Raw genomic sequence first — 26,061 nt, forward strand, 5'->3', positions numbered from 1 at the left:
ACGAGCGGTGCGGTCGCCGAGCGTCACCGCCGTGTCACCGGTGCCGGCGTCCCCGCCGGCACCGGCACCCACGGCGACGCCGCTGGTGTTGCCGTTGTTACTGGTGTTGCTGTTCTCGTGTGGCCGTTCCCGTGGTGCCGTTCCGGTCACCGTGCTGACGGCCGCTGTACCGACGGCCGCCGTGCGGTGGCCGTCACGCGGACGGGTTGGACTTCTTCTTCCGCAGGAAGAACACCGCCGCGCCGCCGACCACGACGAGGACGGCCGCGACACCGGCTATCACCGGGGTGGCGCTGCTGGAGCCGGTCTCGGCGAGGTCATGGCCGTGGCCGCCGCCCGTGGTGCCGCCGACCGAGGCCGGGCTGGGGTGCGGGGAGGGCGTGCCGCCGTTGCCCACGGTCTTGCAGTTCAGAACACCGGAGAAGGTCTTCTTGAAGCCGCCCGCACCCGTGATCGTGATCTGGTACCCCTGCTTCTCGCCCACCGGGACGGTCACGGTCCGCGACGCACCCGGCGCGACCGAGTAGTCCTTGCCGGCCAGCCGGAAGCGGAACGCCTCATCGCCCTTGTTGGTCGCGGTGACGTCCACGCCGCCCTTGGCGCAGTCCTTCCGCGCGGTGATCGCCGGGATCGCGCCCTGCTTCTTCCAGGAGACCGTGGCCGCCGCGGAGACGGTGGACTCACTGGACCCGGCCAGGATCTGGGTCTGGCTCCTGGCGTGCTCACCGATGCCGGTGAAGGCGCGGCCGACCGGAACCTTGGTGGCGGCCTGCGCGGTCAGCGAGGTGCTGCCGTCCTTGGTCCCCTTGGGCACGTCGAAGAACAGCTGGCTGCCGTCGGTGGCGCTGGTGACCGGCTTGCCGTCCTTGCCCACGACCTTGACGCCGGAGGGCACGTCGGCAGCGGGGGAGATCGTGACGCTGTCGGCGTTGGTGTGCACGGTGACCGGGCCGAGCTTGCCGCCGGACTTGCCGGAGACGGCCGGCGGGTCCAGCGTGAGCGACGCCTTGGGCTCGCCGACGTTCTGCGCGCTCTTCTCCAGGTAGGCGGCGAGCTTCTCGGCCGCCGGGTCGACCGCGTCGACCTTGGCGTGGTCGGAGAAGCGCCAGATCGCGACCTGGGTACCCGCCGCGGCGGTCTTCTCGGTGAGGCTCCCGGCACCGGACTTGGCGGCGAGCGCGGCCAGGTCGTTCACCTGCGGGTAGGAGTTCTGCAGAATCCAGCGGATCTTGCCCGCGTCCGCGTTGTCGTGCAGCGACGAGGCGCTCCAGGGCACTTCCTGGTAACGCGCCTGCTGCTGCGTCGGGTTGTGGATGTCGATGCAGTACGTCTGCAGCGTGCCGCCGTTGTCGACCGACATCTCGAAGAGCCCGGCGCCCACACGCTGGTCCCCTCCGGTGCCGTGCACCACTGCCTGGTCGAAGGTCTTCAGACCTTCGAGCGTCGCGGTGGCGCCCCCGTTCGAGGTGGTCGTGTCGTCGGCCACTGCGGTCCCCGCGGTGGCTATCGCACCCGCCGCGACGAGGCCCGAGGCCACGACCGCGGCGGCAAGGCGGGCTGCGCCCCGCCCTTTCATCGAAAGCATGATTTCCCCTCTGGGCGAGGCGGTCGGCTGGAGAGGTTGCCTCGCCGGAAAGATCCCAAGAACTCAACGGCCGAACTGGTCAGCCTGGTCAGCCCCCGTGAGTACTGGTCGGATCCTATGGAGCAGGCGCATCGCCGTCCCCAGTAATGACCCCCTATAAGCGATCCGAATCGCAATCGTTATCGACCACAGGCACCCTGACCTGGCATTATCGATAAATCCCCGGGTGTTTTCAGGCTACTGATGCTTTCTGCTGCGAATTGCCCGTTTCTCCCGATGGCCTCGGCGGCGGCTCCACCCGTCCACCCACCGGCGATTTCGTCGAGGTTGTCGCTACCTCTTTCATCGCCGCCTTCGTTGCCGCCTTCGATGCCGCGTCAACTTCTCTGAACTCGGGACCGTCCACCGGCCGTTGGGACGGCACGGGTTCCTGGCGCACCCTTACCACCCGGCGGAACGCGGCGGTCCCTCGCGAGAGGTCGTGGCCGATGGCGACGGCATCGATCTCCGCCGCGAACCACCGCTGTCCCCCCTTCTCCGGCGGTTGCTCACCCTCCCGCAGCCGCAACCTCCCCTGGACGACGAGGGGTTCGCCCACCGCCACCGACGCGGCCACATTGTCGGCGAGCGCGCGCCAGGACCGCACCGTGTAGAAACTCGTCTCCCCGTCGGTCCAGCACTCCCGGGCCTTGTCCCAGCGCCGCGAGGTCGCCGCCATCCGGAATCGCGCCACCGGCACCCCCGCGGCGGTCTCCCGGTGCTCCACCGCCGTCGCCGCGTTCCCCACCAGCGTCACCATCGTGTCGTTCATGGAAGGTTCCCCCCGTCCGCCCTGTAGGGCGTATCTGTGTGGCTCCGCCGTCAGCCCTCTCTCCGGATGCCACAACTGCGAATGTCAGTTCTCGTGTTCAGACGTCGTGTTCAGGTCCCGGTGCGCCGGGTTCCCGGTTGCCGGGTCTCCGGACGCGCCGCACCGCATGCGCCGCGTCGCGCTGTGGAGCCTCACGCTGTGGTGCTCGCGCCGCCTTGCGTTGAACTCATGCTGCACCGCCGTGGCTTCGGCCGCTGCGGGCTGTGGACGACGGGCCGGGTGTGGACAACTCCGTCACCCGGGAGGGGGCGGACCGCCGAGGTCGCGCCCGGCGCGGCAGCGCCCCCTCCCGCCGTGCGTCACACGCCCGACGCCACCGCGTACTGCTCCCGCACCTCGCGGTACCGCAGCAGTTCGGCCGCGACCGGCTCCAGCACCCGGGCCCGCCCGCACCCGGCCGCCGCGCTCCGCAGCCGCCGCTCGGCCTCCTGCCCGTACCGCCTGGCCGGACCGCGCGCCACCGCCCCGCACAGCCAGGTCAGCGCCGGACCGCCCACCGACCCGACGGCGGCGGGCAGCAGCCCGGGCAGCCACCCGGCGGCGCTCACCACCCCCGTCACCGCCCCCAGCAGCCAGAGCACTCCCACCACTTGCAGCACGAACAGCAGCCCCTGCACCGCCGCCGCCACCGTCCACCACCGGGGCTTCACGGCCGGCCCCTGCCGCATCGACTCCTCGGCCCCCGCCGCCACCGCGTCCAGCGCCTCCGGCAGCCCGCCCGCGCCCCGCACCGCCGCCTCCCGCACCGCCTGCGCCCAGGGCGTCGGCAGCCCCCGCGCGGCGTCCTCCGCCACGGCCCGCACCGCCTGCTCCACCACCGGCCGCGCGGCGGCCCGGCCGTCACCGGTCCGCACACCCCCGGTCCCCGCGAGGCCACGCCGTACGGCACCGCCACGAGCGGGACCGCCCCGTACCGCCTCGCCCCGTACCGCCTCGGCGCGCCCGCCGGCCGCCCGCCCCGAGGCGGCCCCCGAAGGAGCGGGAACCGAAGTGGCGGTACCCGCGCCGGTACGCGTGCCCGTGCGCGGTCCGCCGGCCCCGGTCACCGCCTCCTTCTGCTGATCCTTCTGCCGGTCCTTCCGCCCGGGCCCGGAACCCCGCTTCCGGCCGCTCCCCGGGGCGCGCCGACGACCGCGCAGCCGCGACCACGGCGACCCGCAGGCCCGTTCCGCGTGCCGCAGCCAGTCCCGTTCCGCGGCGCGCCCGGTGGCCGCCGCGCCCACCGCCTCGGCCAGCCGGCCGTCGAACTCCTCGCGGGCCCGTTCGGTCAGCCCGACCCGGCGCTCCGCCACGTACACCGACCGCAGCCGTTCGGCCGCCGCGTCCACGTCGGCGGTCAGCCGGCGGTCCGCCGCGCCCCGTTCGGCGACGAACTGGCCCAGGGCCTCCCGTAGTTCCGCCACCCCCTCGCCGGTAGCCGCGGACAGCGCCAGCACCGCCGCGCCGGGCTCGCCGTGCTCGCCGAGGGCCAGCCCGTCCTCGTCCAGCAGCCGGCGCAGATCGTCCACGACCTGGTCGGCGGCGTCCCCGGGCAGCCGGTCCACCTGGTTGAGCACCACGAACGTGACCTCGGCGTAGCCCGCCAGGGGCCGCAGATACCGCTCGTGCAGCACCGCGTCCGCGTATTTCTCCGGGTCCACCACCCAGATCACCGCGTCCACCAACTCCAGCATCCGGTCGACCTGTTCGCGGTTCGCGGTGTCCGCGGAGTCATGGTCGGGAAGGTCGAGCAGCACCAGGCCGCGCAGTTCCGGTGCGCCCTCCCCGGGGACGTGCCGGCGGTGCGCCGGAACCCCCAGCCGCTCCAGCAGCCCGTCAGCCCCGGGCCTGCCGCCCGACCAGACGCAGGCCACCGGTTCACCGGTCGTCGGCCGGCGGGCGCCGACCTGCGAACGGTTCGCCCCGGCCAGCGCGTTGAAGAGCGAGGACTTGCCGCTGCCGGTCGCCCCCGCGATGGCGACCACGGTGTGCTCGCCGGACAGCCGGTAGCGCTCGTCGGCCGCCTCCAGGACCCGCCCCGCCTCGCCCAGCACCGCCCCGTCCAGCCGGGTCCGGGACAGCGCGATCAGCTCGCGCAGCGCCTCCAAGCGGGGCTGCAACCCCGCCGACGCCACCCGCCGCGCCCCGCCGGGCACCCACTTGTACCCGACGGCCCCGGTATCGCGCTCGACCCGGCCGCCCACGCCGAGCACGTCCTCCCGGAGGTCCGCCGGAACCATCGCTTCCGGTACCTCCGCGGCGTCCGGCCCGGCCGCCGGGCGGGCCTCCGGGACGGCGGGGTCCGCCTCCCGCGCGTCCCCGCCGCGTACCCGCCGCGCGATCACCCCGTCGTCCCACGCCTCCCCCGCCCCGTCCCCGCCCGCCGCCCGCCGCTCCTCGGACTCCGTCACCCCGTCACCGCCTCCCGCTCGCACACGACCGCCCTGTCCTGGGGATCCCCGAGATCCCGGTAGTCCCGCCGGCCCTCGTGGTCCGCAGGTCCGTCCTTCCCCTCCTGCTCCCTCCGCTCCTTCTTCTCCTTCTGCGTTCTCTCCCTCTGCACGACGGACAGCGCGGCGATCAGTCCGGCCTGCTGGTCCGGGGGCACGGTCAGCCCGTCCAGGGGGGCCAGCCGCCGCTCCCGTTCGCCGGACAGGGCGCGCTCCAGATACGTGGTCAGCAGCCGGCTGCCCCGGTCGCACAGCCGCAGCGCGGTCTGCGCCCCCAGGAGGTCGGCGAGGTTCTCGCCCGCCGTACGGGCGCGGCGACCGCCGAGCAGCGCGGTGGCCAGCAGCGCCGCCGACTCCTCCGCCGCCACCGAACCGGCCCGTTCACCGGCCTGGCCGCCGCGCGCCTCGCGGGTCTCCTCCTCGGCGAGCTCCTCCAGGCAGCGCCGCCAGCGCCGGATGACCACCCCGAGCCGCCCGTCCGCCCCGGTGGCGCCCGCCGCCGCCAGCGGGACCTCCGCCGCCGCGGGGTCGCGCCGCCAGGCGTCCGCGGCCCGCTCGTCCGCCTCCGCGACGGCGCACGCCAGCAGCGCCGTCAGCCCGTGGGTCAGCGCGTCCAGCAGTTCGTCGGCCCGGCCGCCGCGCGGGTGCTCCTGCCAGTGGGCGCGCGCGTCCCCGGCCAGCACCTCCCCGGCCGCGACCTCCCGCCGCACCCGCTCCGCGGCCGACTCGTACGCCTCCTCGACCCGGCCGGCCAGCCGCAGCGCCGCGGCGTGCTGCGCGGCGGCGGCCCCGGCGAGCGCAGGGAGCCGGCTGCGCAGCGAGGCGAGCGCGCCGGACGCCGTGCGGTCCGCGGCGGCAGTACGGGCGACGGGGTCCTGGGCGTGCCGCTCCAGCCACTCCCGCAGCCCGGCGACCGCGGTGGCGGGCAGCAGTCCGCGTCCCCCGCCGGCGGATTCGGGCAGCTCGGGAATGGTGAAGCGGGGAACGTGGCCGAGCCCGGCCCGCTGGAGCAGTTCCGCGTACCGCGCGGAGATGTCGGGGGCGATCTGGTGCGGCACCCGGTCCAGCACGGTCACCAGCGTGACGTCGTACTCCTTGGCCGTCCGGAGCAGATGCCAGGGCACCGCGTCGGCATAACGGGCGGCCGTGGTGACCAGCACCCAGACGTCGGCCGCGCAGATCAGCTCGGCGGCCAGCTCCCGGTTGCCGGCGACCAGCGAGTCGATGTCCGGGGCGTCCAGCAGCGCCAGCCCGCTGGGCAGCGCCGGGTCCGTCTCGATCCGCACGGTCGCCATCCCCGGCTCGCCGGCACCGCCACCGCTCCCGGCGCCCTCGTAGGACCCCCGCCCGCCCCCTTCCCCTCCGTCCTGCTCCGGCACCCACACCCGGGTGAGCCCCGGCAGCACCCGCTGCCCGGCGAACCACCGGTGATCGTCGGGATGGCACACCAGCACCGGCGTACGCGTCGTCGGCCGCAGCACCCCCGCCTCCGACACCCGCCGGCCGACCAGCGAATTGACCAGCGTGGACTTGCCCGCCCCGGTGGAGCCGCCGACGACGGCGAGGAGGGGGGCCTTAGGGGCGCGAAGACGGGGAATCACATAGTCGTCGAGCTGGGCGAGCAGCTCGGCCCGGTTGCACCGGGCGCGGGCGGCGCCCCGAAGCGGCAGTGGAAAGCGTGCGGCGTCGACGCGGTCACGCAGAACGGACAGGGCGTCGATCAGTCGGGGTCCTACGTCCAAGGTCGCCACATGTGCAGAATGCCCAATTTCGATGGGTTTTTGAAGCGTATAACCCCTTGTGCGCGCCGCAAGAACCCACACAGAACGGGACGAGTAACACACGGGACGTTCGGGACAACTGAGACGCAGGCATAACGAGTGCACAACACCCGCCGCGCGAGACGGCAAAAGCCGTGCAGGATTCGTACCCGCCTGCGATTATCGGGATCGCTTCACCGAACCTCCACAACGTGCCACGGAGGTGAAGCAACCGGGACGAGGTACCCGGACCTCTATCCTGGTCCGCGGTCCGTGATCCACACCCACCACCCGGCCCCCGTAGCTCAGTGGATAGAGCAGGTGCCTTCTAAGCACTTGGCCGCAGGTTCGAGTCCTGCCGGGGGCGCCCAACCTGCGGCTTGATTCTGCGCGGAAACGCGCAGGTCGTAGCCGGTCCGAGCGGCTAGCGCAGCGTCGCGGCGTGCGCGCCCATAGGGCACGCACATCGCGTACATGCCATTCGCTTGGCCCGTTGCCCGTCAAAAAACGGCAGGTCAACCGAACGTGACCGGCCCCGTGAAACGACTGTGGGCAAGCCGCAGGTTCATGTCCTACCGCGACGCTCTCTAAAGGGCCGGCTCACTCGCTCCCGTCTCCCTGCCGTACGCCCTCGGGGTGGTCAACGAGCCGCTGGAGCGCACCGGGGAATCGCTCACGCTTGATAGCTCTGCAGCGCTTCGCCAGCCGGTTCGGGTCGCCGCCCTCTCGGCTTTTCATCAGTCATGACCAGAATGGTCCGCTCGGACGGCGGACCAGGCGCGGCACTTGAGCCGAACTGCTGCTGGTCCGGGGCAGCAGACGCTACCGGTGTGCATCAGGTCGCGGAAGCTGCACACGAACACGCTCCCCACCGCGAACAGCCCCCGGCAGGTCCCCCACACATCCGGCCCGACCAGCTCCCCGCCCCATTCCCCCTGCACACACAACTGTCTGGCCCCACACCGGACTGGGTGAGGCCAGAACCTGAAGGATTTGAGCGACCTTCTAGAATGCGGGTTGGAAGATCTTCGGGGTTCCCGGGACCGTCCCGGCTCTTCCGGCGGCCCGCGGGCATGGGCATAGGCAATGACATGCCGAAAACCGTGAATCTAGATGTCCCGAGCCCGTGAAATCGGTGAGCACCAATGAGCAGTACCAGGCCCAGGCCCTTCTTCCGTGTTAGCGGCAACCGGGCCTCCCGCCGTTCCGCCCTCGCGGTCGACGGGTTGGTCATCGCGGCGGCCGCTGCGGAGCTGCTCACCCTCTACGGCGCCCTCAACGCCGTCTCGGCAATGGTCTGCCCGCCGTCGCTCTTCGCTCTGGTGCTGCGCCGCCGCTTCCCCGTGGCCGTGTTGTTCGCCACCTTGCCGTCCATGGCCACGGGCCACATGTGGCTGGCTCCCATGATCGCCATGTTCACGGTGGCGTCCAGGACCGCCCGCCGTCCCATCGTCGGCGTCGCGACGGCCGCGCTCTTCGCGGCGACCATGTGGTCCGGGTACGACCTCGAGGGCGAGGCCGTGGACTGGAGCCACCATCTGTTCGTGGTCGAGGTGGCTCTCATGTTTAGCGTGGGCCCCGCGGGGCTCGGGCTTCTCTTTCGCACCCGCTCCGAGCTGCGGGCCAGGCTCGCGGACCTCATCGCCTCGCAGGCACACAGCCGCCGCCTGGAGGCCGAGCGGGCCGTAGCGGAGGAGCGCACCCGTATGGCCCGCGAGATGCACGACAGCGTTTCGTACCACCTGGGCATCATCGCCGCCCAGTCCGGCGCCCTGTGGGCGACCGCCCCCGACGACACCGTCCGGCGGGATGCCGAGACCATACGCCGCCACAGCGCCGACGCGATGGCGGAGCTCCGTGAGATCGTCGGCGTTCTGCGCCATGGGCCGAGCCGGGCGGACGAAACGGACGCTCGGCTCCGCAACTTGCGAACCCTGGTGGAGGAAGCCCGCCTGGACGCGACGCTCGACTGTGGTTCTCTGGAGGCCCACGCCATCGTTCCCTCCGTGGAACGAGCCGCTTACCGGACGGTTCAGGAAGCGCTCACCAACGTCCGCAAGCATGCCCCCGGTGCCCCGGTCATCGTCTCCGTACGCCCATCGGCCCGTGGCGACGTCCTCGTCGTCGAGGTCCGCAACCAGCCGGCACCCAGCACCCCTCCGTCGGCCGCCCCCGTGCTCGACGTGCCCGCGAGCGGCTACGGCCTCGCCGGGCTGACGGAACGCGTCACGCTCGTCGGCGGCGCGTTCCGAGCGGAGGCCACTGCGGACGGCGGGTTCGTGGTACGTGCCGAGCTGCCGCTCGGACCTACCGCTCCCCTCGCGTCGGAGCCGGCGCCGGGCCGTCAGCCTGCCACGGCTGCCCAGGGCGAGTCGGGGTCCCGCTCGTAAACCGACACGTGCCGCAGGCTGGAGGAGGTGTACGGGCTGCCGCACCAGTCCTCCGCACGCTCGACGAGCCGTAGCCCGGACAACTCGGCCAGCAGGTCGATCTCGAAGGGGAAGGCGTAGCGCAGTACGTGCTCACGGGTGGTCGGGGCGCCGCCGTCGATGATGGTGTGCGTCGACAGCATGAGCTGTTGCGAGCGGTCCACGGAGAGCGTGTCCAGCATGATGGCCTGCTCGTCGAGGTGGCGCATCGAGAAGTCCGGCTTCTCCAGGTGGTGGTAGGGCGCCGGGTCGAATGCCTCCAGGACGAACCGGCCCTCGGGCGCGAGCTGATCGCGGACCCGTCGCAGACATCCGAGCTGCTGTTCTTTGGTGACCGCGACGAAGAACGTGTTGAGCAGGAGGGTCACGGTGTCGAAGGCTCGTCCCGTGCCTTCTTCGGTGAAGTCACCGAACTGGGTGCTCACCGCGGTCTGCGGGTTCTGCTTGTGCAGCTCGTCCAGCATGGCCTCGGAGCCGTCGATGCCGTGCACCCGAAAACCGCGCTCGGCGAGCGGAACCGCGATCCGACCGGTGCCGACGCCCAGCTCCAGGATGCGCCCGCCGGGCGGCGTGAGGTCGGCGATGAACTCGACCGCCTGGGCGGTGTCGTAGTCGATCGGATACATGCGGTCGTAGACGCTCGCCAGCTTCTGGTCGTAGAGCGCGTTGCCGAGGGCCATGGTGGTTCAACTCCAAACGGCGTGGTAGCCGGGCAGGGGTGAGAGATGTCGGAAGCCGGCCCGCCGCCGTTCAGGCGCTCAGCGGGTCCCGGCCGGGGCCGGCGGACGTAGGTGGCCTTCCGCTGCGGCGCGGTGTGCCACCACGGCGGCCTGGACGCGATTGGCCAGCCCCAGTTTCGTCAGGATCGAGCTGACGTGCTCCTTTGCCGTCGACGCGCTCAGCAGCAGTCGGCGCCCGATATCCGCGTTGGTCAGCCCCTCTCCCAGCAGTTCAAGCACCTGGTGCTCCCGCTCGGTGAGCGTGTCCAGGCGCGGGTCCCGCTCGCCGTGGCGCGGGCCGGTGCCAAGGTAACCGTCGACGACGATGCGCGCTGCTGCCGGGGACAGCACGGTTCCGCCCGAGGCCAAAACCCTTACCGCGTCGGCGAGTTCCTGCGGCGTCGCGTCCTTCAGCAGGAAGCCCGCCGCACCGGAGCGCAGCGCGGCCGCGATGTCCTCGTCTCTCAGGAACGTCGTGAGGACGGCGACTGCGGGCGGGTCCTGGTGGGCCCGGATCCAATCGAGGGCTGTGAGTCCGTCGACCTCCGGCATGCGCAGGTCGAGCAGGACCACGTCTGGCTGGTGGGCCTCTACAGCTTCGCGGACCTCCCGCCCGTCACAAGCGAATGGCACTTCGATGTCCGCTTCGCTCTCCAGAATGCGCTGCATGCATGACCGCAGCAGAATTTCGTCGTCGACGATCATCACGCGGATCATCCACATCCCCCGTCACAGCGGCCCTAATCGGTCAAACCCCGTTCAAGGTATCAACCGCGCAAGGGATTCGATATCGCGGGTCAGAAAGGGAGCGCGATGGAAATCGTTTTCGATCCGATTCTGCAGCGCCGATCAGGCGGGCCCGGACACACTCTCCGTGATGAGCTTCACCAGCTTCGCGTCCCAGGTGGAGACGAGCAGTTCGATCTTCTTCGCGGAGCCGTCTTCGGCTGTCACGGTGCAGTCCAGGGCTGTTCCGAAACGCCCACCACCGGTTGCCGCGGTGGCCGGGCCGGAAAGCGCCGATCCCCTTGGTCCGGGCCCGTCCAGGACAACCCCGGACGAGCTCACGACGATTCTCCCGCAATGCATGCCGGGTCCTTGCGCCCGAATGCGGAACCGGCAGCGCAGCGTGATCCGTTCACCGCGCCGGAAAGCAGCAATGCGACGCGCTGAACGTACTCTGTCAAGACTCTTGCCGCCTATCCAGAACACCGTGTCCATCAAGGAAAACAGGACGAATTCCAGAAGCATGTGATTGCCCCTCAACTCAACTTAGGATGGCTGCTCGTACAAACCCGGCGCCGTCATCGGCCCGGGGTGCGGCCCGGTCCCGCATCGCCTCCACGATGGCCCGCACATCGGCCAGCGCGGCGTCGAGCCCTTCGGTCAGCAGGACCCCCGCGCAGCTCAGCGCGATCTCCGTGGCCCCCGCCTCACCGTAACCGGTGAGCCGGTCCGCCAGCTCGTCAGGGGTGCCGTAGGCGAAGACCCCGCCCTCGACCAGCGCGCCGGCCCCGGCCCACGGGTCGGCCACGTCCACGCAAAGGCCCGCCGAGCGGAGCATCGCCGCGTAGTGCTCGCCGCCCAGATGCAGCTCGTGCGCCGCGAACGCGAGCTTCCGCGGATCCCGGCCGGGCTTGCGCACCGCGCACGGCACGATCGACGTCACCCTGGGCAACCCCCGGTCCCGGGAGGCGGCGCCGCGTGCGAGAGCAGGCACGATCTGGTCCTTGAGGTGGGTGGCCGGCGTCAGCAGAGTGATCGCCACGTCGGCGACCTGGCCCGCCGTGTACGCCATGCGCGGCCGCAGCACGCCGACACCGAGGGAGACGGGAGGGTGGGGCACCTGGGGGAGCCCCTCGTCCACGCGTACGTAGCGCCCCTGGAAGTCCACCACCTCGCCGTCCAGGAGCCGTCGCATGACGGTCAGGTACTCGGCGACCGCGGTGCGCGGACTTTCGTACGGTGCGCCGCGCAGCGCCGTGACAAACTCCGGGTCGCCGGTGCTGTAACCGGCGACGACTTCGGTGCCGGTCAGCAGGGCCAGCGACCTGGCCTGTATCGCCGCGTCCAGCGGGTGGCGCAGAGCAGTGAGGGCCACGCTCGTGCCGACTGGCACGCGGATGCCGCGCCCGGCGAGATGCGCGAAGGCCTGGTGGGTGTCGACCAGCACCGACTGTCCCATGTAGAGCCGCTCCAGGGACAGCTCCCGGACGACTTCGCCGAAGGCGGTGAGGTGGTCCAGGTCGTACGCCATGAGCGGGTACATGAGGGACAGCGGCGGTGTTCGGGTCATGAGTGCTTCCTGTGCGGCGGTCATGCGGAGGTCTCCGGCAGGTAGGCGTCGGCCTGGAGTCGGAAGAGGTGGGCGTACGTCCCGCCGAGTGCGAGCAGTTCCTCATGGGTGCCCTCTTCGATGAGCGAACCGCCTTCCACGACCAGGATCTTGTCGGCGATGCGGACGGTGGAGAAGCGGTGGGAGACCACCAGGGATGTCGCCTGGGAGCAGATCGTGCGCAGCCGGCCGAAGATGTCGGCCTCGGCCTCGGGGTCGATCGCGGCGGTCGGCTCGTCAAGGATCGCGATCGGAGCGTCCCGCAGGAAGGCCCGCGCCAGGGCGATCTTCTGCCACTGACCGCCGGACAGCTGGTGTCCGCCCTCGAAGTGCCGCCCCAGCGTGCTGTCGTATGTGTTCGCGAGACGGTCGATGAACTCGGCGGCACCGCTGGACTCGGCTGCTGTGCGGATGCGGGCATCGTCGTCGAGGTGTTCGAGGCGGCCGAAGCCGATGTTGTGCCGCACGGGCATCTCGTAGCGGATGAAGTCCTGGAAGACGACTCCGATGTTCCGCTGGAGGTTGTCGGTGTCGTATTCCTCGATGGGCACGCCGTCGATGAGGATGCGGCCGCTGGTCGGCTCGTAGAGGCGGGAGAGCAGTTTGACGATGGTGCTCTTGCCCGCGCCGTTCGCGCCGACGATCGCGCAGCAGGTGTCGGCGGGGATGAAGCAGCTGAACCGGTCGAGGGCGGTGGTCGTGGTGCCGGGGTATCGGAAGGTGACGTCCTGGAACTCGATGCCGTGCGTGAGACGCCGCGGGAACGGCCGGGTGCCGCCCGTGATGCGCCCCTCGGGCAGCGTTAGATAGTCGAAGAGGTTCCCCGTGAACAGCGTGTTCTGGTACAGGGTGGCCACGCCGAGGAGCAGCCCGGTCGCCGCCGCGTGCACCGCTCCCAGCGCCTGCAGGTACCCGGCCAGCTCCCCGAGTTGCCCGTTCTCCGCCGTGGATCTGAGCGCGAAGACCAGTGCGCCCGCCGAGCAGCCCACGCTGACCAGGCCGAGCGCTGCCGACCAGCCGTGCCTGCGGCGTGCCAGCGCCCGGTCGACGCGGAAGAACTCCTGCACGAGCGACCGGTAGCGGCCTACCAGGTAAGGGCCGAGCTGGTACAGCTTCACCTCCTTGTAGGAGGAGTCTGTCGTCGTCAGGTCCTGGTAGTAGAAGGCACGGCGCCGGTCCTGCGCGCGGTGGTACTCGATCGCGTAGCCCTGCTTGCTGAACACGACGTGCGCGGCGAGCGCGGGCAACGGCGCCAGCAGGATGGCCAGGGCGATCCAGACGTTCCAGGAGAACAGAACCCAGCTGACCAGCCCCAACGAGGCCAGCGCGGTGAGCGTGCGCATCATCTCCTCGAACACCTCGAAGGCCGTACCGCTGCCGCTCTCCCGCAGCGCGCGCTGCAGCCGGTCGTACGTCTCGGGGTCCTCGTAGGCGCTGAGCTCCATGCAGGTGCCCTTGACCATGACCCGCTCGCCGATCTTGGCGGTGAACTCAAGCTGGAGCAGGGAGTTCAGGTAGTGCGAGAGTGACGTCAGGACGTGCTCCGCCACCGAAAGCGCGACAAGACCGGCCGCGGCGTAGGTGAGCCGGGCCATGGCGTCCGGCACATGCATGACGGCGTCGACGACGGCCTGCACGGCCTTGGCGGTCAGCCAGATCCCAGTGGCCGGCACGGCGGCGGTGAGTGCCGTGGCCACGGCGAGCGCGGAGACCCGCAGGGGGCTCAGTCCCCAGAACGTACGCAGGACAAGCCACCAGTAGCGCAGGTCCCGGGAGAGGCGCCGGTGCTCCTCGGGCACGGCCTGGCTCATCGCTTCCTGATCAGCCACGGGGCCTCCCTCGCAGACAGTTCAGGACGTGCCCCCACACCAGGTAGCAGCGGTCCTCGGCGGGGCGGTCCATGGGCAGCAGCCGGTTCACCTGCATGTGCGCAAGGCTGGCCAGGATGGCGTCCCGCGTGCCCCACAGCGTTCCGGCTGCCTCCGCTTCCGCGACGGCTTGCGAAGCTCGGCGGACGGCGTCGGCCTGGCCTGCGAGAACTGCGGCAAGGCGCTCGTGGTGGGCGCGGCCCTGGAGGTGCGGGCGGCGGTGCCAGGGTGCGAGCAGCTCGCACAGATAGTCGCGGTCCTTCTTGTACTGCTCGCGGGCTCCGTTGTCCTCGGCAGGTCGAGGCATGGCGGCAAGGCGCTCGCGGACGTCGAGGCCCCACTGGGCGTACAGCGCGTCGACGGCGGCCAGGGTGACCGCTTCGGCCATGAGTCCGGGCTCCTTGTCCCAGAGAAGACGGAGCAGTTGGACGGAGACGGCACTGTTCGCCGCGAACAACTCCTCGATGTGGTCGTACACGGCGGGACCGCCGTACCGGCTCACCTCGGGGTGGTACGTGGCGACCTCGAGGCGCTCGGCGATCCCCCGTTGGACGAGGGAGCGCCCCCAGTCCAGGAGCGGTTCCAGGGCGGACGTGGCGCCGGCCGGTGTCCGGGTCCTGATGCGCAGGTGCGCGTCGGGGTCGGCATACCGGATGTAGAACCACCGCTCGAGGTCGATGCCTGCGCCCCGTATCTCCTCGATGAGTCCGGCCAGTTCGATTGCGGCGATCTCGTCGTGCAGGTCACGGGCGGCGTACAGCTTCAGGTACGACCACTCGGAGCCGGGCAGATAGCTGGGGTGGGCGGAGGGGTGGGCCTTGCGCCGTATCCCCTCCGCGGCGGCCTCGCGAGCCGCAGTGGTCCGCGGTTGCGGCGCTGCCTCGGTGAGGGAGGCAGCAGCCAGGAGCGGGATGACGACCTCGGACAGGTGTCCGCGTCCGGCGCTGTCGCGCAGCCAGGTCTGGCCGGGATCCGGCAGCGCCTCCTGGAGCGTGACCCGCTCGTCGGCCGCACGCAGATCGGCCAGTAGCTCGTCCACGCAGACCGGGTGGTCGAGGTCCAGGAGCAGCCGGTTGTCGTCGTCGGCCAGGTAGACGTGGCGGGGGACGGCCCAGGTGCGGCGCCACTCCGTCAGTTCCGCGGCCGTGCGCGGTACCGGGACGGGAGCGGTGTCCAGCGGGGCCCGGGCGCCGGCCGGGTACAGGTTCCACTCGGCAGCCCGTACGACGACCCTGCCACGCACGACGCGCGGCAGGTACGGGGCGCCTTCGACCGGGCCCCAGGTGAAGCCGGTGGGGATCGCATACCGGGCTCGCGAAACCTCAAGCAGGAAGCGGCAGACGTTGGGGGCGCCGAGCGGGCTGAGCATGTGGTTCTGGACGACCACCAGCTCGCGCCCGAGCCGTGCCGAGTAGAGCCGCAGACCATCATCGGTGGCGCCCACATGGATGTCGGAGAGGTCGATGATCCGGTCCGGAGCGGCGGAGGGCGCGACGTTGACGGGAATCTCGCATCCGTGGACGGCGGGCCGTATCGCCACGTTGGCGCCGCGCCCGTTGCCGGGGAGATACGCCAGCTCGGCGACGACGACGTCGGGCTCCAGGTCTTCCCGGGCACGGGCGTAGGAGCGGAGGCGTTCCGTAGCGGAGGGTTCAAGGAGATGGAAGAACCGTCCGAAGGTGCGTCCGCCTTCCCCGAGCCCGTCGCTGTTGAGCACGGCACGCCAGTTGCCGTCGTCGATAGCACGGGGGCTGGATGCGGCGATCTGGACGTACGCGTCGACGCCGGGGCACGTGAGCCGGCTCTCACCCTCGTTTGTGGGGACGAGCCTGCGCAGCACCTCATCGCTCAGCTCGACCTCGTCGGCACCGCACCGCCACGCCTCGGAGGCCAGGGCGACCAGGGCCCGCGCGGTCTGCGGGTCTCCTTCGCTTCCGGTCTGGTGCATGACCATGGCACGAGGTGGATTGAGGTAGCTGTTGGGGGCGTCGAGGCCGCGCTCGGCGCTGAGGAGTTCGAGGACGGGGACGAGCGCGTCGGTTCCGTACCGCTCCATGAACGCCTCGTGATACGGCGCGAGGTGGTCGTATCCGCTGGGCGCCGCCTGGCTCAGCCGGGCCAGGCAGCCGACGGCGTCGGCGACCTCCTCGGCAACCTGGCGGTTGATGGCTGTATCGGCAAGGCCGAGCGCGGAGTCGATCTGGAAGGGCTGGTGCCGGTACCCGGGGACGAGGGTGCGCTGGGTGAGACGCAGCTTTTCGAGCGCGCCCGTGTCGTCGTGGGCGGCGGTCCGGGTCAGGTCGACGACCTCGCGCAGGCCGGCAACGGCGGGGTGCTCCACCCCGGCGGCAGTGAGCCGGTCGAGGACGTACGCCTCCGGGCGGGGCTCCGTAACGGGCGGCCGCAGGTCGGTGACGAGCAGCCCCAGGCCGACCAGTTCGGTGACGAACGCGGAGATCCGCTCATGCCCGACATCCGGGAACCGGTCGGTCAGTTCGGCGACCACATCGGCATAAGGGACGGGCGCGGCGGCCGGGGCGAGGCGCCGGATACGGCTGAGCGGCGTGGTGTGCCGTACCCGCACCGACCGCCGATCGGAGTTGCCGTGCACATCCGAAGCAGGCAGGACGAGACGGTCACCCACCCGATACGCCATGGCGTTCATGGACACGCTGAGCCGCCCGAGCACCTCCGGCTCGCCCTCCAGGCTCTTCACCAGAGCGAGCAGCCAACCCATGTCGGCCCGCACACGAGCGGACACGAGGGGGACATCGCCGAGCCGGGCGGTGGTGGTCGCGCCGAAGGAGCCGAGTGCGACACCGGCAAAGGCCCCGAAGGGGGTGGGGCGGGTGCTCATGCGGGTGAGGTAGCGCAGGGCTCGGGAGTGAACGCGCCGCACCTCCTTGCCGCTCGCGCGTCCCTCCGCGCCCTCGACCTTGGCGAGCCCCTCGAGCAGTCCGCTGCCGGCAGCGACGAGCCCGTGGCGTACATGGGGGTTGTCGGCCATGGCGCGCAACCGGGCGCGGGTGCGGGCGAGGTCGCGGTCGGCGAGCGTCTCCCGCCAGACCTCGACCGGCAGGGCGGGTGCCCGGAGGAGGGGGAAGTCGAGGGCTTCGTACCGCGGCATAGAGCGTGTCAGGTCCTTGTCGATTACGTTCATCGGAGAAAGAGCACCTGCCACCAACTGGGCCTATGGCCGGTAGCTATGGCGCGGAGGGTGAGGGCGACACCGGCCGCGCCGGTGAGGAGCCCGGGATTGTCGACAATGTGCCCGGTGGTCTCGCGGTCGCGGTAGACGAGGGCCTGCTCGGGCTCGGCAGCATCGAGCAGATCCGCTACAAGCCAGGCAAGTCCACGAGCAGCCCCCTCGCTGCCCCGCACGGCGAACTCGTAGGCGAGCGCGACGAGCCCGGCAAGGCCGTGGCACACGGTGGGTGAGCGCGGCACGTCCCCGGCAGCGACCCGGTCGAGCAGCCCGTCAAGCGCGGCGAACGCCCGCGTCTCCAAGGCCCGGTCGCCGGTCGCGCCGGCGACGGTGAGCAGCCCGGCGGCCACTCCCCCGGTCCCGTGGCACCAGGCGGGTACGGCTTCGTCTCCAGCATCAAGGTGCGGGGTCGCAGGGACGGACCGCGGCCACTGAAGCTGCCGACCTCCACTGCTGCCGACCTCCAGCAGCCACGCCACGAGCTGGTCCAGGACGAGGCGTTGTCCGGGCAGCCGGTGACCGTGCCGCCAGGCCGTGGCGAGGGCGGCGGCGATGCCTGCTGCGCCGTGGGACATGCCGGTGTCGAGACGCCCTTCGACGGCCCACCGCCGATCGGCGCCGACCCACAGGAGGTACCGGAGGCACCGCTGAAGTGCCTGCTCGACGAGCGGGCTCGCGGGGCGGACGTGACACAGGTGGGCAAGGATGCCCGCGCATCCATAGACGAGGTCGTAGTGGTGATCGGCGACGACACCGGGATGGCGGGGCAGCTCCATGGCCAGGACTTGCCGGGACAGCTGTTCGTCCAGCGCGGCAAGGCTGGGCAGAAAACGGGGCTCGTCGTCCGAGACCGCGCGTAGCACGAAGGCGAGGCCGGCCGTGCCGTCGAAGAGCCCTGGATGCGTGAGCGCATTCTCTTGGGTGGCGGCAAAGGCAGCGCGTACGAAGGAGAAGGCCCGGTCGCGCGACCGCTTCCCTTCCTCACCCCTCTCCGCGGTGTGGGCGGCGTGGAGGTGGAGGAGCGCCAGCCCGGCATGCCCCTCGCTGAGGGAAGCGCCGTTCCAGAAGGACACGTCGCTCTGCCCGACGGCATGTGCAGCGTGCGCATCGGCGCTTGCGGGGCTGTCGAGGCGTTCCCGGATCAAGCTCGCGACGGCGTTCGCGCGCGCGGCAAGTCCGGTCGACAGGAGGGGACTGGGGTGCATGTGCGGGCTCTGCAGGCTCTCCGGAGGGGGCCCTCCGATACCTGCCGGAGGACCCCACCATGGTGATCAGACGCGATCGGGCAGTGCGGTCAGCACTTGCCGTTCGTGCGGACGGCGGCGCAGGCAGCCGTCATCTTGATCGTCTTCCGGATGGTCTGCTTGATGGCCCACTTGCTGGCGACGCGCGAGGCAACGCTGGCAACCGGGGAAAGCGACGTCTGAGCCGGGTCGGCGGAAACGATCACGCGAGCGTCAAGGTCGAACTCGTCCATGAATTTAACAGCACCTTTCATTTCGTAAAACCGACCGCCCACCAAGGAAACAAGGAAGGGACTTCCAAAGAGGTTCCTGAAGCGGCCAGGGGATGAATTTAATGAGACTGAGGGCACTCTTGAACCCGCCGACCTTCCAATTCTTCCCCCGCCATGTGGAGGGGCGGTCCGCCCGGCTGTCCGGGTCCCGGCCGTCAGCGCCCCTGCAGGGCGTCCAGCCCAACTGCCATGCAGAGCGCGAGAGTCCGGTCCAGTCCCGGATCCTGGACACGGATGATGTACCGGTCCCGTATCCCCCACTTCCGCTCGACCGCCAGGACAGGCTGCCCGTCCCGGACGAAGTCGAAGTGGTAGACGAACGGCACAGGCGGCAACGTGATGACCGGCACGACGAGATCGGCGAGGTCCCACACCCGTCGCGCGAGCGCCACACTGACACGCCGCTCCTTGCCGACGGCGGCGGCCTGGTCCCCCTGTGTCAGATGCCAAGTGGACCGCAGAAAAGACGCCTTGAAATCCTTGCGGAAGCTGCCGATGAGATCCCCGCCATGCCCCGTCACGTCGTACGTGGCCCCGAGGTCGATCGCCTCCCGCGCCTTGAATCCGCCGAGTTCCCGGGAACGATCCTCACCGGTCCACAAGGTCAGCTCCTCTTGCAACGCGAACCGCTTCTGCTCCGCGAAGGCGACGACCTCACCGCTTTCCGGAAGCGTGAACACGTACCGGTACACGAGCGGGGTGATCTTCTGTGTCATGAGAAATTCGTTGAGCTGCCACATGCCGGAACCGTAAGCATCGGCAGAACGTACTCTCGTGCACCTCAAGGCGGAACAGGCCCCCTCCAACCGGAGGGGTACGGGGGCCGGGTGGCTACCCGTCTCGCTGGGCTTCCCCAGCGGAGCGGGCATTCCAGAAGGGGCGGGCATTCCACGAAAGCATCGAGACCAGAACCTGTGGCCAAGCGTCGGCCGTCTACCCCTTCAGCCGGACAACCATCTGGCCGAGGACCAGAACCTGCGCAGCGTGTGAAGCGCCAGAGAAGCGTGATCGCCACTTCAACCGACTCGCGTCTTCGGCAGAAGCGCCGACATCGTCACGACAAGCGAATCTCCGCAGCTCACAGGGGCTGCGGCACGACCAGCCCTTGTCCGCGGCTCCCGCCGGGGGCGCCCGAACAGACCCTCCCGTTGGGAGGGTCTGTTTGCTGGTCAGAGCGCGTGTGGCCACTCGCAGAAAAGCGCCGGACCCTCCTCTGATGGTCGCGGGGAGGGTCCGGCGCTGTCCGGCTGTCACCGGGTTTCTGCGGGCGGCCGCGGCAAATACGTGGCGAAGTTCCTCGGGGCCTGGTCGACCCTCCGCCGAGGGGTCGGGAAGATGGTCCCCGGCCTCGATGCGTTTCTGGAGGTCCTTGAGCTGCCCGGAGATGCACCGGGCGTACGTCGTCAGCAGCACCGGCACGCTGTTGCCCGCGTCGTCCGGCGCTCTTCCCTTGAGTCCCCGCTTTCCGTGGATGCTTCCGGTGTCGGTCCACTGCTTGCCGACTTCCGGCTGTGCGGTGTGGAGCAGCATCTCGCCCCACTGGTCCGCGGCGTTCTCATCGGGCAGGCGGACGTCCTGGACGCGCAATGCGACCACTTCTTCCGGCCGAGGCTCGGCGTAGTGGATCGCGGCGAAGAACGCATGAGCCGTTGTCCACCGCGAGGACGACGCCACACCCAGCCGAGCAGGTCCCGGTCTGCGTCGGGTTGAGCAACGACCGTTTGTCGACTGTGGAAGCTAACCCTGCTGGTCAGGAGCCCGTTTCTGAGTGCAGTGAACTGATGGGCCGTCATGTGGCGGGAGTTCGTGACCGACGGTGCGGCGATGCTTCTTGGAGCAACTGACGTAGCCGGCCGACAGAAGACCGACCGGGAACATCACACCTCCTAATGCTGTTGCCAAGCTGCGTTCGTGACAGAGAGTTCGCCCTGGAAGCACCGTCCGTCACGTATCAAGGCCCACAGAACGTTGGCTCTTCGCCGGGCCAGCGCGAGGACGGCTTGGGTGTGCCGCTTGCCTTCGGCGCGCTTGCGTTCGTAGAAGCGCCGCGACGCGTCGCGGCTGCGGATACTGATCAGCGCGGAGGTATGGAAGACACGTTGCAGGCCGCGGTGGTAGCGCCTGGGGCGGCGATGCCGTCGCGGCTCATGTCGCCGGCGGTGGCGAGGAATTCGGCGCCCAGCAGCGGGCCGATGCCGGGCATGCTGGAGATCACTTCGGCGAGTTCATGGTCGCAAAACCGGGCCGCAATGAGCTTGTCGATCTCGGTCATCTGCTCGTTGAGGCCCATCACCTCCTTCGCGAGGGTGTAGACCACTTGCGCGGTGATCTTCTCCCCGGAGACGGCGGTGTGCTGGCGCTCGGCTGCTTCCAGGGCGGCTGTAGCGAGGGCATCAAGGCTGCGGACGTGGCGGTTGCGCAGCCAGGTCTCCAGCCGCTTGCGGCCGGTGCGGCGCAAGCGGCTGGGGTCTGGTAGCCGGTCAGCAGGATGAGCGGGCCGACGTTTCCCAGGTCCAAGCTCCGCTCCAACGCGGGGAAAATGCTGGCGAGTTGACCACGAAGACGGTTGATCCGGCGGGCGCGGTCGGCGTTCAGATCGGCCCGGCTACCGCCGCCCGCTTCGGCAGCCGTGTGTCCCGGAACGGCCCCAGCGACCCAGCGGGCCCGCGGCCCTGCTCACCAGGCGTGAACATGGGCGAAGCCGGCAGTCGCTGAGCGGCGCGGGTGTCGTCACCAGTGGGTCTGACCATTCTGACCGCGTCCTGACCAAGCTGACCGCTGTCGGCCCTTACACCGTTCGGGCGGTCCGGCTTTGATGGGACGCATGTTGGACAGGAGCTACGTAGTGCCCTGTGCGAAACGGGGCAGTGTACTGGGCGAGGTCGAGGTCAGGGCGCTCGCCGAACTGGTGCAGGGCGATGCCCCGCTGTCGATGGGTACCTGGCGCGACCGGTTCGAGCGGGCGTTCGCCCAGCTGGTCGGCAGCCGGTACGCGATGACGACGACCAGTGGAACCGTCTCGCTGGAACTGGCCATCCAGCTCCTCGACCTGCGGCCCGGCGACGAGGTCATCGCCACCCCCCAGACCTATCAGGCCACCGTCATGCCGTTGCTGGACCGCGAGGTGACGGTCCGTTTCTGTGACATCGATCCGACGACGCTCAACATCGACCCGACCGCGGTCGAGGCGCTGATCACCCCGCGTACCAAGGCGCTGCTGCTGGTGCACTACGGCGGCTGCCCGGCCGAGATGGACGAGATCATGGCGACCGCCCGCCGTCACGGCATCCTCGTCGTCGAGGACTGCGCGCACGCGCTCGGCGCCGACTACCGTGGACGCAGGCCGGGTTCGCTCGCCGACATCGGCTGTTTCAGCTTTCAGAACGCCAAGAACATCACCACGCTCGGCGAGGGGGGCATGGTCACGTTCGACCGTGACGACTGGGCCGTGCGTCTGGAGCGGTTACGTGGCAACGACGTCGACGCGCAGATCGAGCCGGAGGAGCGGATCGATCCCGACGAGCCGCTGGTGCTGCCGTGGATGAAGTACTCCGCCGCGGTCTACAGCAGCCGGGTCACCCGGATCCGGCGGGCCGGCACCAACGCCACGATGTCCGAGGCCGCGGCGGCCGTCGGCCTGGCGCAACTCGGCAGGCTGGACACCCTTCAGAAGGCCCGGCGCTCGATCGCGGCCCGGCTCGACGGGGTGCTGGACCGCTATCCGTTCGTACGTCCCCAGCAGGCACCCGCGCACAGCGGCCACGCCTATCACCTCTACACCTGCTTCGCGGAGAGCCGCGGTCTGCGCGACCAGCTGCTGCTGGCCCTGGACCGGCGGGGGGTGGAGATCCAGCTGCGCTACTTCCCGCTGCACCTGACCCCGGAGTGGCGGCACCGCGGCCACGGCCGTGGTGAGTGCCCGGTCGCCGAGAGCATGTGGTTCGACCAGCACCTCAACCTCCCCTGCCATCCGGGGCTGCGGCCTTCGCAGCTGGACTACCTCGTCGAGGCGCTGGACGAGTCGCTGGCCGAGGTCCAGGCCGTGGCGGGCGGTACGGCCGGACGGCCCGCCGCGCTGGCGGCCGGCTGACGTCCACGGATGAACGTGAGTGGTGGGATGACCGTCGAGACGGCGTTACCGGCACCGGAGGCCGCCCCCGGCCCCGGTGCCGTGCGGCGGGGCCGGGCCGTAACCGTGCCGATCAGTGCCCTGGACCTCTCCCGCCCGCTGCGCAGCAGCGGCCAGGATCCGGAACACGTCAGGGCGCTGGCCATGCTGGACCCCTCGCTGCTGCCGCCTGTCCTGGTTCACCGGCCGACGATGCGCGTACTCGACGGGATGCACCGGGTGCGGGCCGAACTCCTGCGCGGCGGCACGCAGATCCGTGTGGAGTTCTGCGAGGGCACGGAGGAGGAGAGCTTCGTCCTGGCGGTCCGCTCGAACGTCGCCCACGGACTCCCGCTGTCACTGGGCGACCGCAAGGCGGCGGCCACCCGCATACTCCGCGCCTACCCGGTGTGGTCCGACCGGTCGATCGGCTCGGTGTCGGGGCTGTCCCCGAAGACCGTGGGCGTCATCCGGCGGCGTTCAGCCGAGGAAGATCCTCGGCTGAACGAGGTGGGCAGGATGGGCCGGGACGGCCGTACGCACCCGGCGAGCGTGGCCGAAGGTCGGCTGTACGCCAGCAAGTTGATCAGCGAGCGGCCGCACGCCTCCCTACGGGAGATCGCCAGTTCCGCGGGGATCTCCCTGGGCACCGCCCAGGACGTCCGCAAACGGCTGGAGAACGGTCAGGATCCGGTGCCCGCGCCGCGCGGCGGAGCGCACCGGACAGCCGGCGCCGCTCCCCGCACCCCGGTCGTCTCACGGCGTATCGAGGACGGGGCGGGGGGCAGCGGCGGCTCCGGCGAAGTCGGTGGTGTCGGTGACGGTGCCGGGGATGACCGCCCGGGGCCGCTGCGCCGGGGTGCCGGCCCGGGTGAGCGGCGTCCGCCGTTGCCGGAGCGGCTGCGAGCCCTGAAGCAGGACCCGGCGCTGCGCTCGACCGACATGGGGCGCGCGCTGCTGCGGATGCTCAGCTCCCACGAGATCCCGCTCGCCCATTGGCAGGCATTCGTCGGCGGGGTCCCGCCGCACTGCGCGCGGGCGGTGGCCGACATCGCGGGCGAGTGCGCACGCATCTGGCAGGAGTTCGCGCGCGAGATGGCCGGACGCGCCCCGGAACGCTGAACCCGAAGGCCGGCCCCGCCCCGGGCGCCCTCGTACGCCGGTATCGCAGGGCGCTCTCGTAGCCCGGAGTACCCCGGAAGACGTCGAAGTTGGAGGTTTTTCCCTTGTCGACAGATGAAACAGCCGACCTGCTGCGCGCGGTGACCGAAACCCTGGTCGAAATCGGCTTTGACGAAGGTGAGTTGGCGGAGGCCGGCGAGGACTGGAAGCTCCGTGCCGAGCTGGGGCTCAGCTCGGTGGAGACCACCGAGCTGCAGCTCGCGCTCAAGCAGCGGTTCGCCGTGACGGTCGACCTCTGGGACCAGGACGACTACACGCTGGGACGGCTGGCCGAGCTCATCGCCGAGCAGCGGAGCGGGTCATGACGGCGCCGGTGCGCGAGCGCGCCGCGCTGGATCCGGAGGTGGTCGCGATCGCCGCCGACCGTGCCGCCGCCTACCGCGACGCGGGGCTGTGGCGGCAGGAGCTGGTGAGCGACCTGGTGCTCGACCGGTGCCGTGCCCAGCCCGATCGCTGTGCCGTCGTCGACGGCGACCGCCGGATGACGTACGCGGAACTGGCGCGGGCGGTGCACGAGGCGGCAGGCCGGCTGCGCACCCTGGGCATCGCCCCGGGCGACCGAGTCTGCGTACAGCTGCCCAACTGCCTGGAGTACGTCGTCCTGGTGCTGGCCCTGCAGCACGTCGGTGCGCCGCCGGTGCTGATCCTTCCGGCGTTCCGGGAGCACGAGCTCAACCACATCGTGTCCGTCACCCGGCCCGTGGCCCTCGCGGTGGACAGCGGAACCCGGCGCTTCGACCAACACGGACTGGCCCGCACGCTGCGGGACCGCCACCCCGGCCTGCGTCATCTGCTCGTACGGGGAGCGGACCGGCTCGCCGAGGGAGAGACGGATCTGGCGCAGCTGTGCCGGCCCGGGCCCGGCGGCACGGCGCCGGGCACCCGCCGCACCGGCGCGGCCGCAGCCGGTGCCGCTCCCCATGACGCCGCCGTCTTCCTCCTCTCCGGCGGTACCACCGGGCTGCCGAAGGCGATCCCGCGGACCCACGAGGGGTACGGCTACATGATCCGTACCGCTGTCGGCATCGCGGGAATCACCTCGAAGTCGGTCACGCTGGCGGTCATGCCCGCCGCCCACGGCTTCGTCATGAACTGTCCGGGGGTGCTCGGCACGCTGATCGCGGGCGGCCGGGTGGTGCTCGCCAACCCCAACAGCCCTGCTGGCGCCTTCGAGTTGATCGAGCGGGAGCGGGTGACCCACTGCACGCTGGTGCCGACCCTGATGCTCCAGTGGCTGGCCGCCGCGCCGGGGTCCGGGGCCGATCTGAGCAGCCTGGAGGTGATCCAGGTCGGCGGTGCCCGGCCCGGCGCCGAAGCGGCCGCCCGGGTCCGCACGGAGCTGGGCGCCACGCTCCAGCAGTGCTACGGCATGAGTGAGGGACTGCTGTGCTTCACCCGCCTCGACGACCTCGACGAGACCGTCCACACCACCCAGGGCAGCGCGGCCAGTGCGGCGGACGAGTTCCGGGTCGTCGGCGCCGACGGCAGGCCCGTGGCCCAGGGGGAGATGGGTGAGCTGCTGACCCGTGGCCCCTATACCGTGGCCGGCTACTACCGCAATCCCGAGGCCACCGCCGCGGCGTTCACACCGGACGGGTTCTACCGCACCGGCGACCTGGTGCGCCTGGACCCCGTCGGCAACGTCGTCCTGGAAGGGCGGGTACGGGACTCCATCAACCGCGGCGGCGAGAAGATCTCCGCGGAGGAGCTGGAGTCCATCGCCCAGCGCCACCCACGGATCGTCCAGGCGGCCGGGGTCGCCATGGCGCACGAACTCTACGGCGAGGCGGTGTGCCTGTACGCCGTCCTCGACGGCGGGGGCCCGCTCGGGCTGAGGGAACTGCGCCGCTTCCTGGAGCAGCAGGGTCTGGCCGCGTTCAAGTTCCCCGAGCGGCTGGAGATCGTGGACGCCCTGCCGCTGACCGGCATCGGGAAGATCGACAAGAAGGCCCTGCGGGAGGACATCGCCGGCCGGCTCGCGGCCGGGACGCCCTGAACCCGCCCACGCGGCACGCACCCGCCGCCGCACCCGCCCTCCAACACCGTCGTGAGGT

General features: G+C 70.8%; 19 protein-coding genes, 1 tRNA gene and 1 pseudogene. 6 read left to right on the forward strand and 15 right to left on the reverse strand.

The genetic code is table 11. From position 1 onward, the window contains the following. Positions 1-193 precede the first annotated feature (193 nt). From RZ84_RS12440 to RZ84_RS12455, 4 genes are all read right to left on the reverse strand, one after another. Positions 194-1,576: a Cys-Gln thioester bond-forming surface protein gene (locus RZ84_RS12440; RefSeq protein WP_198540139.1), complete on the reverse strand. Its 1,383-nt coding sequence runs from the start codon at positions 1,574-1,576 to the stop codon at positions 194-196. 241 nt (positions 1,577-1,817) lie between these two features. After that, on the reverse strand, positions 1,818-2,396 hold the full coding sequence (locus RZ84_RS12445) for a single-stranded DNA-binding protein (protein ID WP_078893715.1): 579 nt from the start codon (positions 2,394-2,396) through the stop codon (positions 1,818-1,820). Between the two features lie 359 nt (positions 2,397-2,755). Continuing rightward, positions 2,756-4,846: a YfjP family GTPase gene (locus tag RZ84_RS12450; protein WP_347232748.1), complete on the reverse strand. Its 2,091-nt coding sequence runs from the start codon at positions 4,844-4,846 to the stop codon at positions 2,756-2,758. Beyond that, positions 4,843-6,636 (reverse strand): dynamin family protein, encoded by a 1,794-nt coding sequence (locus RZ84_RS12455; protein WP_198539976.1) that lies wholly within the window; start codon positions 6,634-6,636, stop codon positions 4,843-4,845. Before RZ84_RS12455 ends, RZ84_RS12450 begins: the two co-directional genes overlap by 4 nt. Before the next feature lie 303 nt (positions 6,637-6,939). Between RZ84_RS12455 and RZ84_RS12460 the strand changes: the two genes are divergently transcribed. Both RZ84_RS12460 and RZ84_RS12465 read left to right on the forward strand, forming a co-directional pair. Continuing rightward, a tRNA-Arg gene (locus RZ84_RS12460) sits at positions 6,940-7,012 on the forward strand. 778 nt (positions 7,013-7,790) lie between these two features. Continuing rightward, positions 7,791-9,035, forward strand: a complete 1,245-nt coding sequence (locus RZ84_RS12465) for a sensor histidine kinase (protein ID WP_052229905.1) — start codon at positions 7,791-7,793, stop codon at positions 9,033-9,035. On the opposite strand, the gene RZ84_RS12470 is transcribed toward RZ84_RS12465, so the two are convergent. The 11 genes and pseudogenes from RZ84_RS12470 to RZ84_RS41005 all read right to left on the reverse strand — a co-directional run bounded on the left by RZ84_RS12470 (position 8,990) and on the right by RZ84_RS41005 (position 21,175). Then, positions 8,990-9,754: a class I SAM-dependent methyltransferase gene (locus tag RZ84_RS12470; protein WP_043264382.1), complete on the reverse strand. Its 765-nt coding sequence runs from the start codon at positions 9,752-9,754 to the stop codon at positions 8,990-8,992. The two genes, RZ84_RS12465 and RZ84_RS12470, sit on opposite strands and share 46 nt — an antisense overlap. A 78-nt stretch (positions 9,755-9,832) precedes the next feature. Continuing rightward, positions 9,833-10,510: a response regulator gene (locus tag RZ84_RS12475; RefSeq protein ID WP_043269733.1), complete on the reverse strand. Its 678-nt coding sequence runs from the start codon at positions 10,508-10,510 to the stop codon at positions 9,833-9,835. A 132-nt stretch (positions 10,511-10,642) separates the two neighbouring features. Continuing rightward, positions 10,643-11,044 carry a hypothetical protein gene (locus tag RZ84_RS38870; protein ID WP_157878803.1) on the reverse strand — a complete coding sequence of 134 codons (402 nt, stop codon included), beginning with the start codon at positions 11,042-11,044 and terminating at the stop codon, positions 10,643-10,645. A gap of 16 nt (positions 11,045-11,060) precedes the next feature. Next, positions 11,061-12,089, reverse strand: a complete 1,029-nt coding sequence (locus RZ84_RS12480; protein WP_063772751.1) for an LLM class flavin-dependent oxidoreductase — start codon at positions 12,087-12,089, stop codon at positions 11,061-11,063. 20 nt (positions 12,090-12,109) lie between these two features. After that, the gene (locus tag RZ84_RS12485) at positions 12,110-13,957 is read right to left on the reverse strand and encodes an ABC transporter ATP-binding protein (RefSeq protein ID WP_241777676.1); all 1,848 of its coding nucleotides are present in this window, start codon (positions 13,955-13,957) and stop codon (positions 12,110-12,112) included. Next, the gene (locus RZ84_RS12490) at positions 13,950-17,156 is read right to left on the reverse strand and encodes a lantibiotic dehydratase (protein WP_078893717.1); all 3,207 of its coding nucleotides are present in this window, start codon (positions 17,154-17,156) and stop codon (positions 13,950-13,952) included. The genes RZ84_RS12485 and RZ84_RS12490 overlap by 8 nt, the downstream gene beginning before the upstream one ends. Next, positions 17,153-18,406 (reverse strand): lanthionine synthetase LanC family protein, encoded by a 1,254-nt coding sequence (locus RZ84_RS12495; protein WP_052229906.1) that lies wholly within the window; start codon positions 18,404-18,406, stop codon positions 17,153-17,155. The genes RZ84_RS12490 and RZ84_RS12495 overlap by 4 nt, the downstream gene beginning before the upstream one ends. An 89-nt stretch (positions 18,407-18,495) precedes the next feature. After that, a complete protein-coding gene (locus tag RZ84_RS12500) occupies positions 18,496-18,678 on the reverse strand; it encodes a hypothetical protein (protein WP_043264384.1) in 183 nt (60 codons plus the stop codon). A gap of 194 nt (positions 18,679-18,872) precedes the next feature. Continuing rightward, positions 18,873-19,457, reverse strand: a complete 585-nt coding sequence (locus tag RZ84_RS12505) for an LURP-one-related family protein (RefSeq protein WP_043264385.1) — start codon at positions 19,455-19,457, stop codon at positions 18,873-18,875. 1,146 nt (positions 19,458-20,603) lie between these two features. Continuing rightward, positions 20,604-20,768, reverse strand: a pseudogene (locus RZ84_RS41000) (IS110 family transposase); the annotation flags it as partial. 23 nt (positions 20,769-20,791) lie between these two features. Next, a complete protein-coding gene (locus RZ84_RS41005) occupies positions 20,792-21,175 on the reverse strand; it encodes a hypothetical protein (protein WP_241777677.1) in 384 nt (127 codons plus the stop codon). Positions 21,176-21,541: 366 nt separating this feature from the next. Between RZ84_RS41005 and RZ84_RS12515 the strand changes: the two genes are divergently transcribed. The 4 genes from RZ84_RS12515 to RZ84_RS12530 all read left to right on the forward strand — a co-directional run bounded on the left by RZ84_RS12515 (position 21,542) and on the right by RZ84_RS12530 (position 26,003). Continuing rightward, positions 21,542-22,807: a DegT/DnrJ/EryC1/StrS family aminotransferase gene (locus RZ84_RS12515; protein ID WP_043264386.1), complete on the forward strand. Its 1,266-nt coding sequence runs from the start codon at positions 21,542-21,544 to the stop codon at positions 22,805-22,807. A gap of 9 nt (positions 22,808-22,816) precedes the next feature. Then, the gene (locus tag RZ84_RS38070) at positions 22,817-23,947 is read left to right on the forward strand and encodes a ParB/RepB/Spo0J family partition protein (RefSeq protein ID WP_107068108.1); all 1,131 of its coding nucleotides are present in this window, start codon (positions 22,817-22,819) and stop codon (positions 23,945-23,947) included. A gap of 104 nt (positions 23,948-24,051) precedes the next feature. After that, positions 24,052-24,312, forward strand: coding sequence for a phosphopantetheine-binding protein (locus RZ84_RS12525; RefSeq protein ID WP_063772677.1), 261 nt, complete (start codon positions 24,052-24,054; stop codon positions 24,310-24,312). Next, positions 24,309-26,003: a (2,3-dihydroxybenzoyl)adenylate synthase gene (locus RZ84_RS12530; protein ID WP_043264387.1), complete on the forward strand. Its 1,695-nt coding sequence runs from the start codon at positions 24,309-24,311 to the stop codon at positions 26,001-26,003. The genes RZ84_RS12525 and RZ84_RS12530 overlap by 4 nt, the downstream gene beginning before the upstream one ends. Positions 26,004-26,061 lie beyond the last annotated feature (58 nt).

This window comes from Streptomyces sp. CT34, from assembly GCF_000805335.1.
Classification (GTDB): Bacteria; Actinomycetota; Actinomycetes; order Streptomycetales; family Streptomycetaceae; genus Streptomyces.

What these genes read in the sequence shown, in the direction of transcription:
- RZ84_RS12440 (WP_198540139.1), bottom strand. Translation starts at nt 1,576, where the DNA reads ATGAAAGGGCGGGGCGCAGCCCGCCTTGCCGCCGCGGTCGTGGCCTCG.
- RZ84_RS12445 (WP_078893715.1), bottom strand. Translation starts at nt 2,396, where the DNA reads ATGAACGACACGATGGTGACGCTGGTGGGGAACGCGGCGACGGCGGTG.
- RZ84_RS12465 (WP_052229905.1), top strand. Translation starts at nt 7,791, where the DNA reads ATGAGCAGTACCAGGCCCAGGCCCTTCTTCCGTGTTAGCGGCAACCGG.
- RZ84_RS12470 (WP_043264382.1), bottom strand. Translation starts at nt 9,754, where the DNA reads ATGGCCCTCGGCAACGCGCTCTACGACCAGAAGCTGGCGAGCGTCTAC.
- RZ84_RS12475 (WP_043269733.1), bottom strand. Translation starts at nt 10,510, where the DNA reads ATGATCCGCGTGATGATCGTCGACGACGAAATTCTGCTGCGGTCATGC.
- RZ84_RS38870 (WP_157878803.1), bottom strand. Translation starts at nt 11,044, where the DNA reads ATGCTTCTGGAATTCGTCCTGTTTTCCTTGATGGACACGGTGTTCTGG.
- RZ84_RS12480 (WP_063772751.1), bottom strand. Translation starts at nt 12,089, where the DNA reads ATGACCCGAACACCGCCGCTGTCCCTCATGTACCCGCTCATGGCGTAC.
- RZ84_RS12490 (WP_078893717.1), bottom strand. Translation starts at nt 17,156, where the DNA reads ATGAACGTAATCGACAAGGACCTGACACGCTCTATGCCGCGGTACGAA.
- RZ84_RS12495 (WP_052229906.1), bottom strand. Translation starts at nt 18,406, where the DNA reads ATGCACCCCAGTCCCCTCCTGTCGACCGGACTTGCCGCGCGCGCGAAC.
- RZ84_RS12500 (WP_043264384.1), bottom strand. Translation starts at nt 18,678, where the DNA reads ATGGACGAGTTCGACCTTGACGCTCGCGTGATCGTTTCCGCCGACCCG.
- RZ84_RS12505 (WP_043264385.1), bottom strand. Translation starts at nt 19,457, where the DNA reads ATGTGGCAGCTCAACGAATTTCTCATGACACAGAAGATCACCCCGCTC.
- RZ84_RS12515 (WP_043264386.1), top strand. Translation starts at nt 21,542, where the DNA reads ATGTTGGACAGGAGCTACGTAGTGCCCTGTGCGAAACGGGGCAGTGTA.
- RZ84_RS38070 (WP_107068108.1), top strand. Translation starts at nt 22,817, where the DNA reads ATGAACGTGAGTGGTGGGATGACCGTCGAGACGGCGTTACCGGCACCG.
- RZ84_RS12530 (WP_043264387.1), top strand. Translation starts at nt 24,309, where the DNA reads ATGACGGCGCCGGTGCGCGAGCGCGCCGCGCTGGATCCGGAGGTGGTC.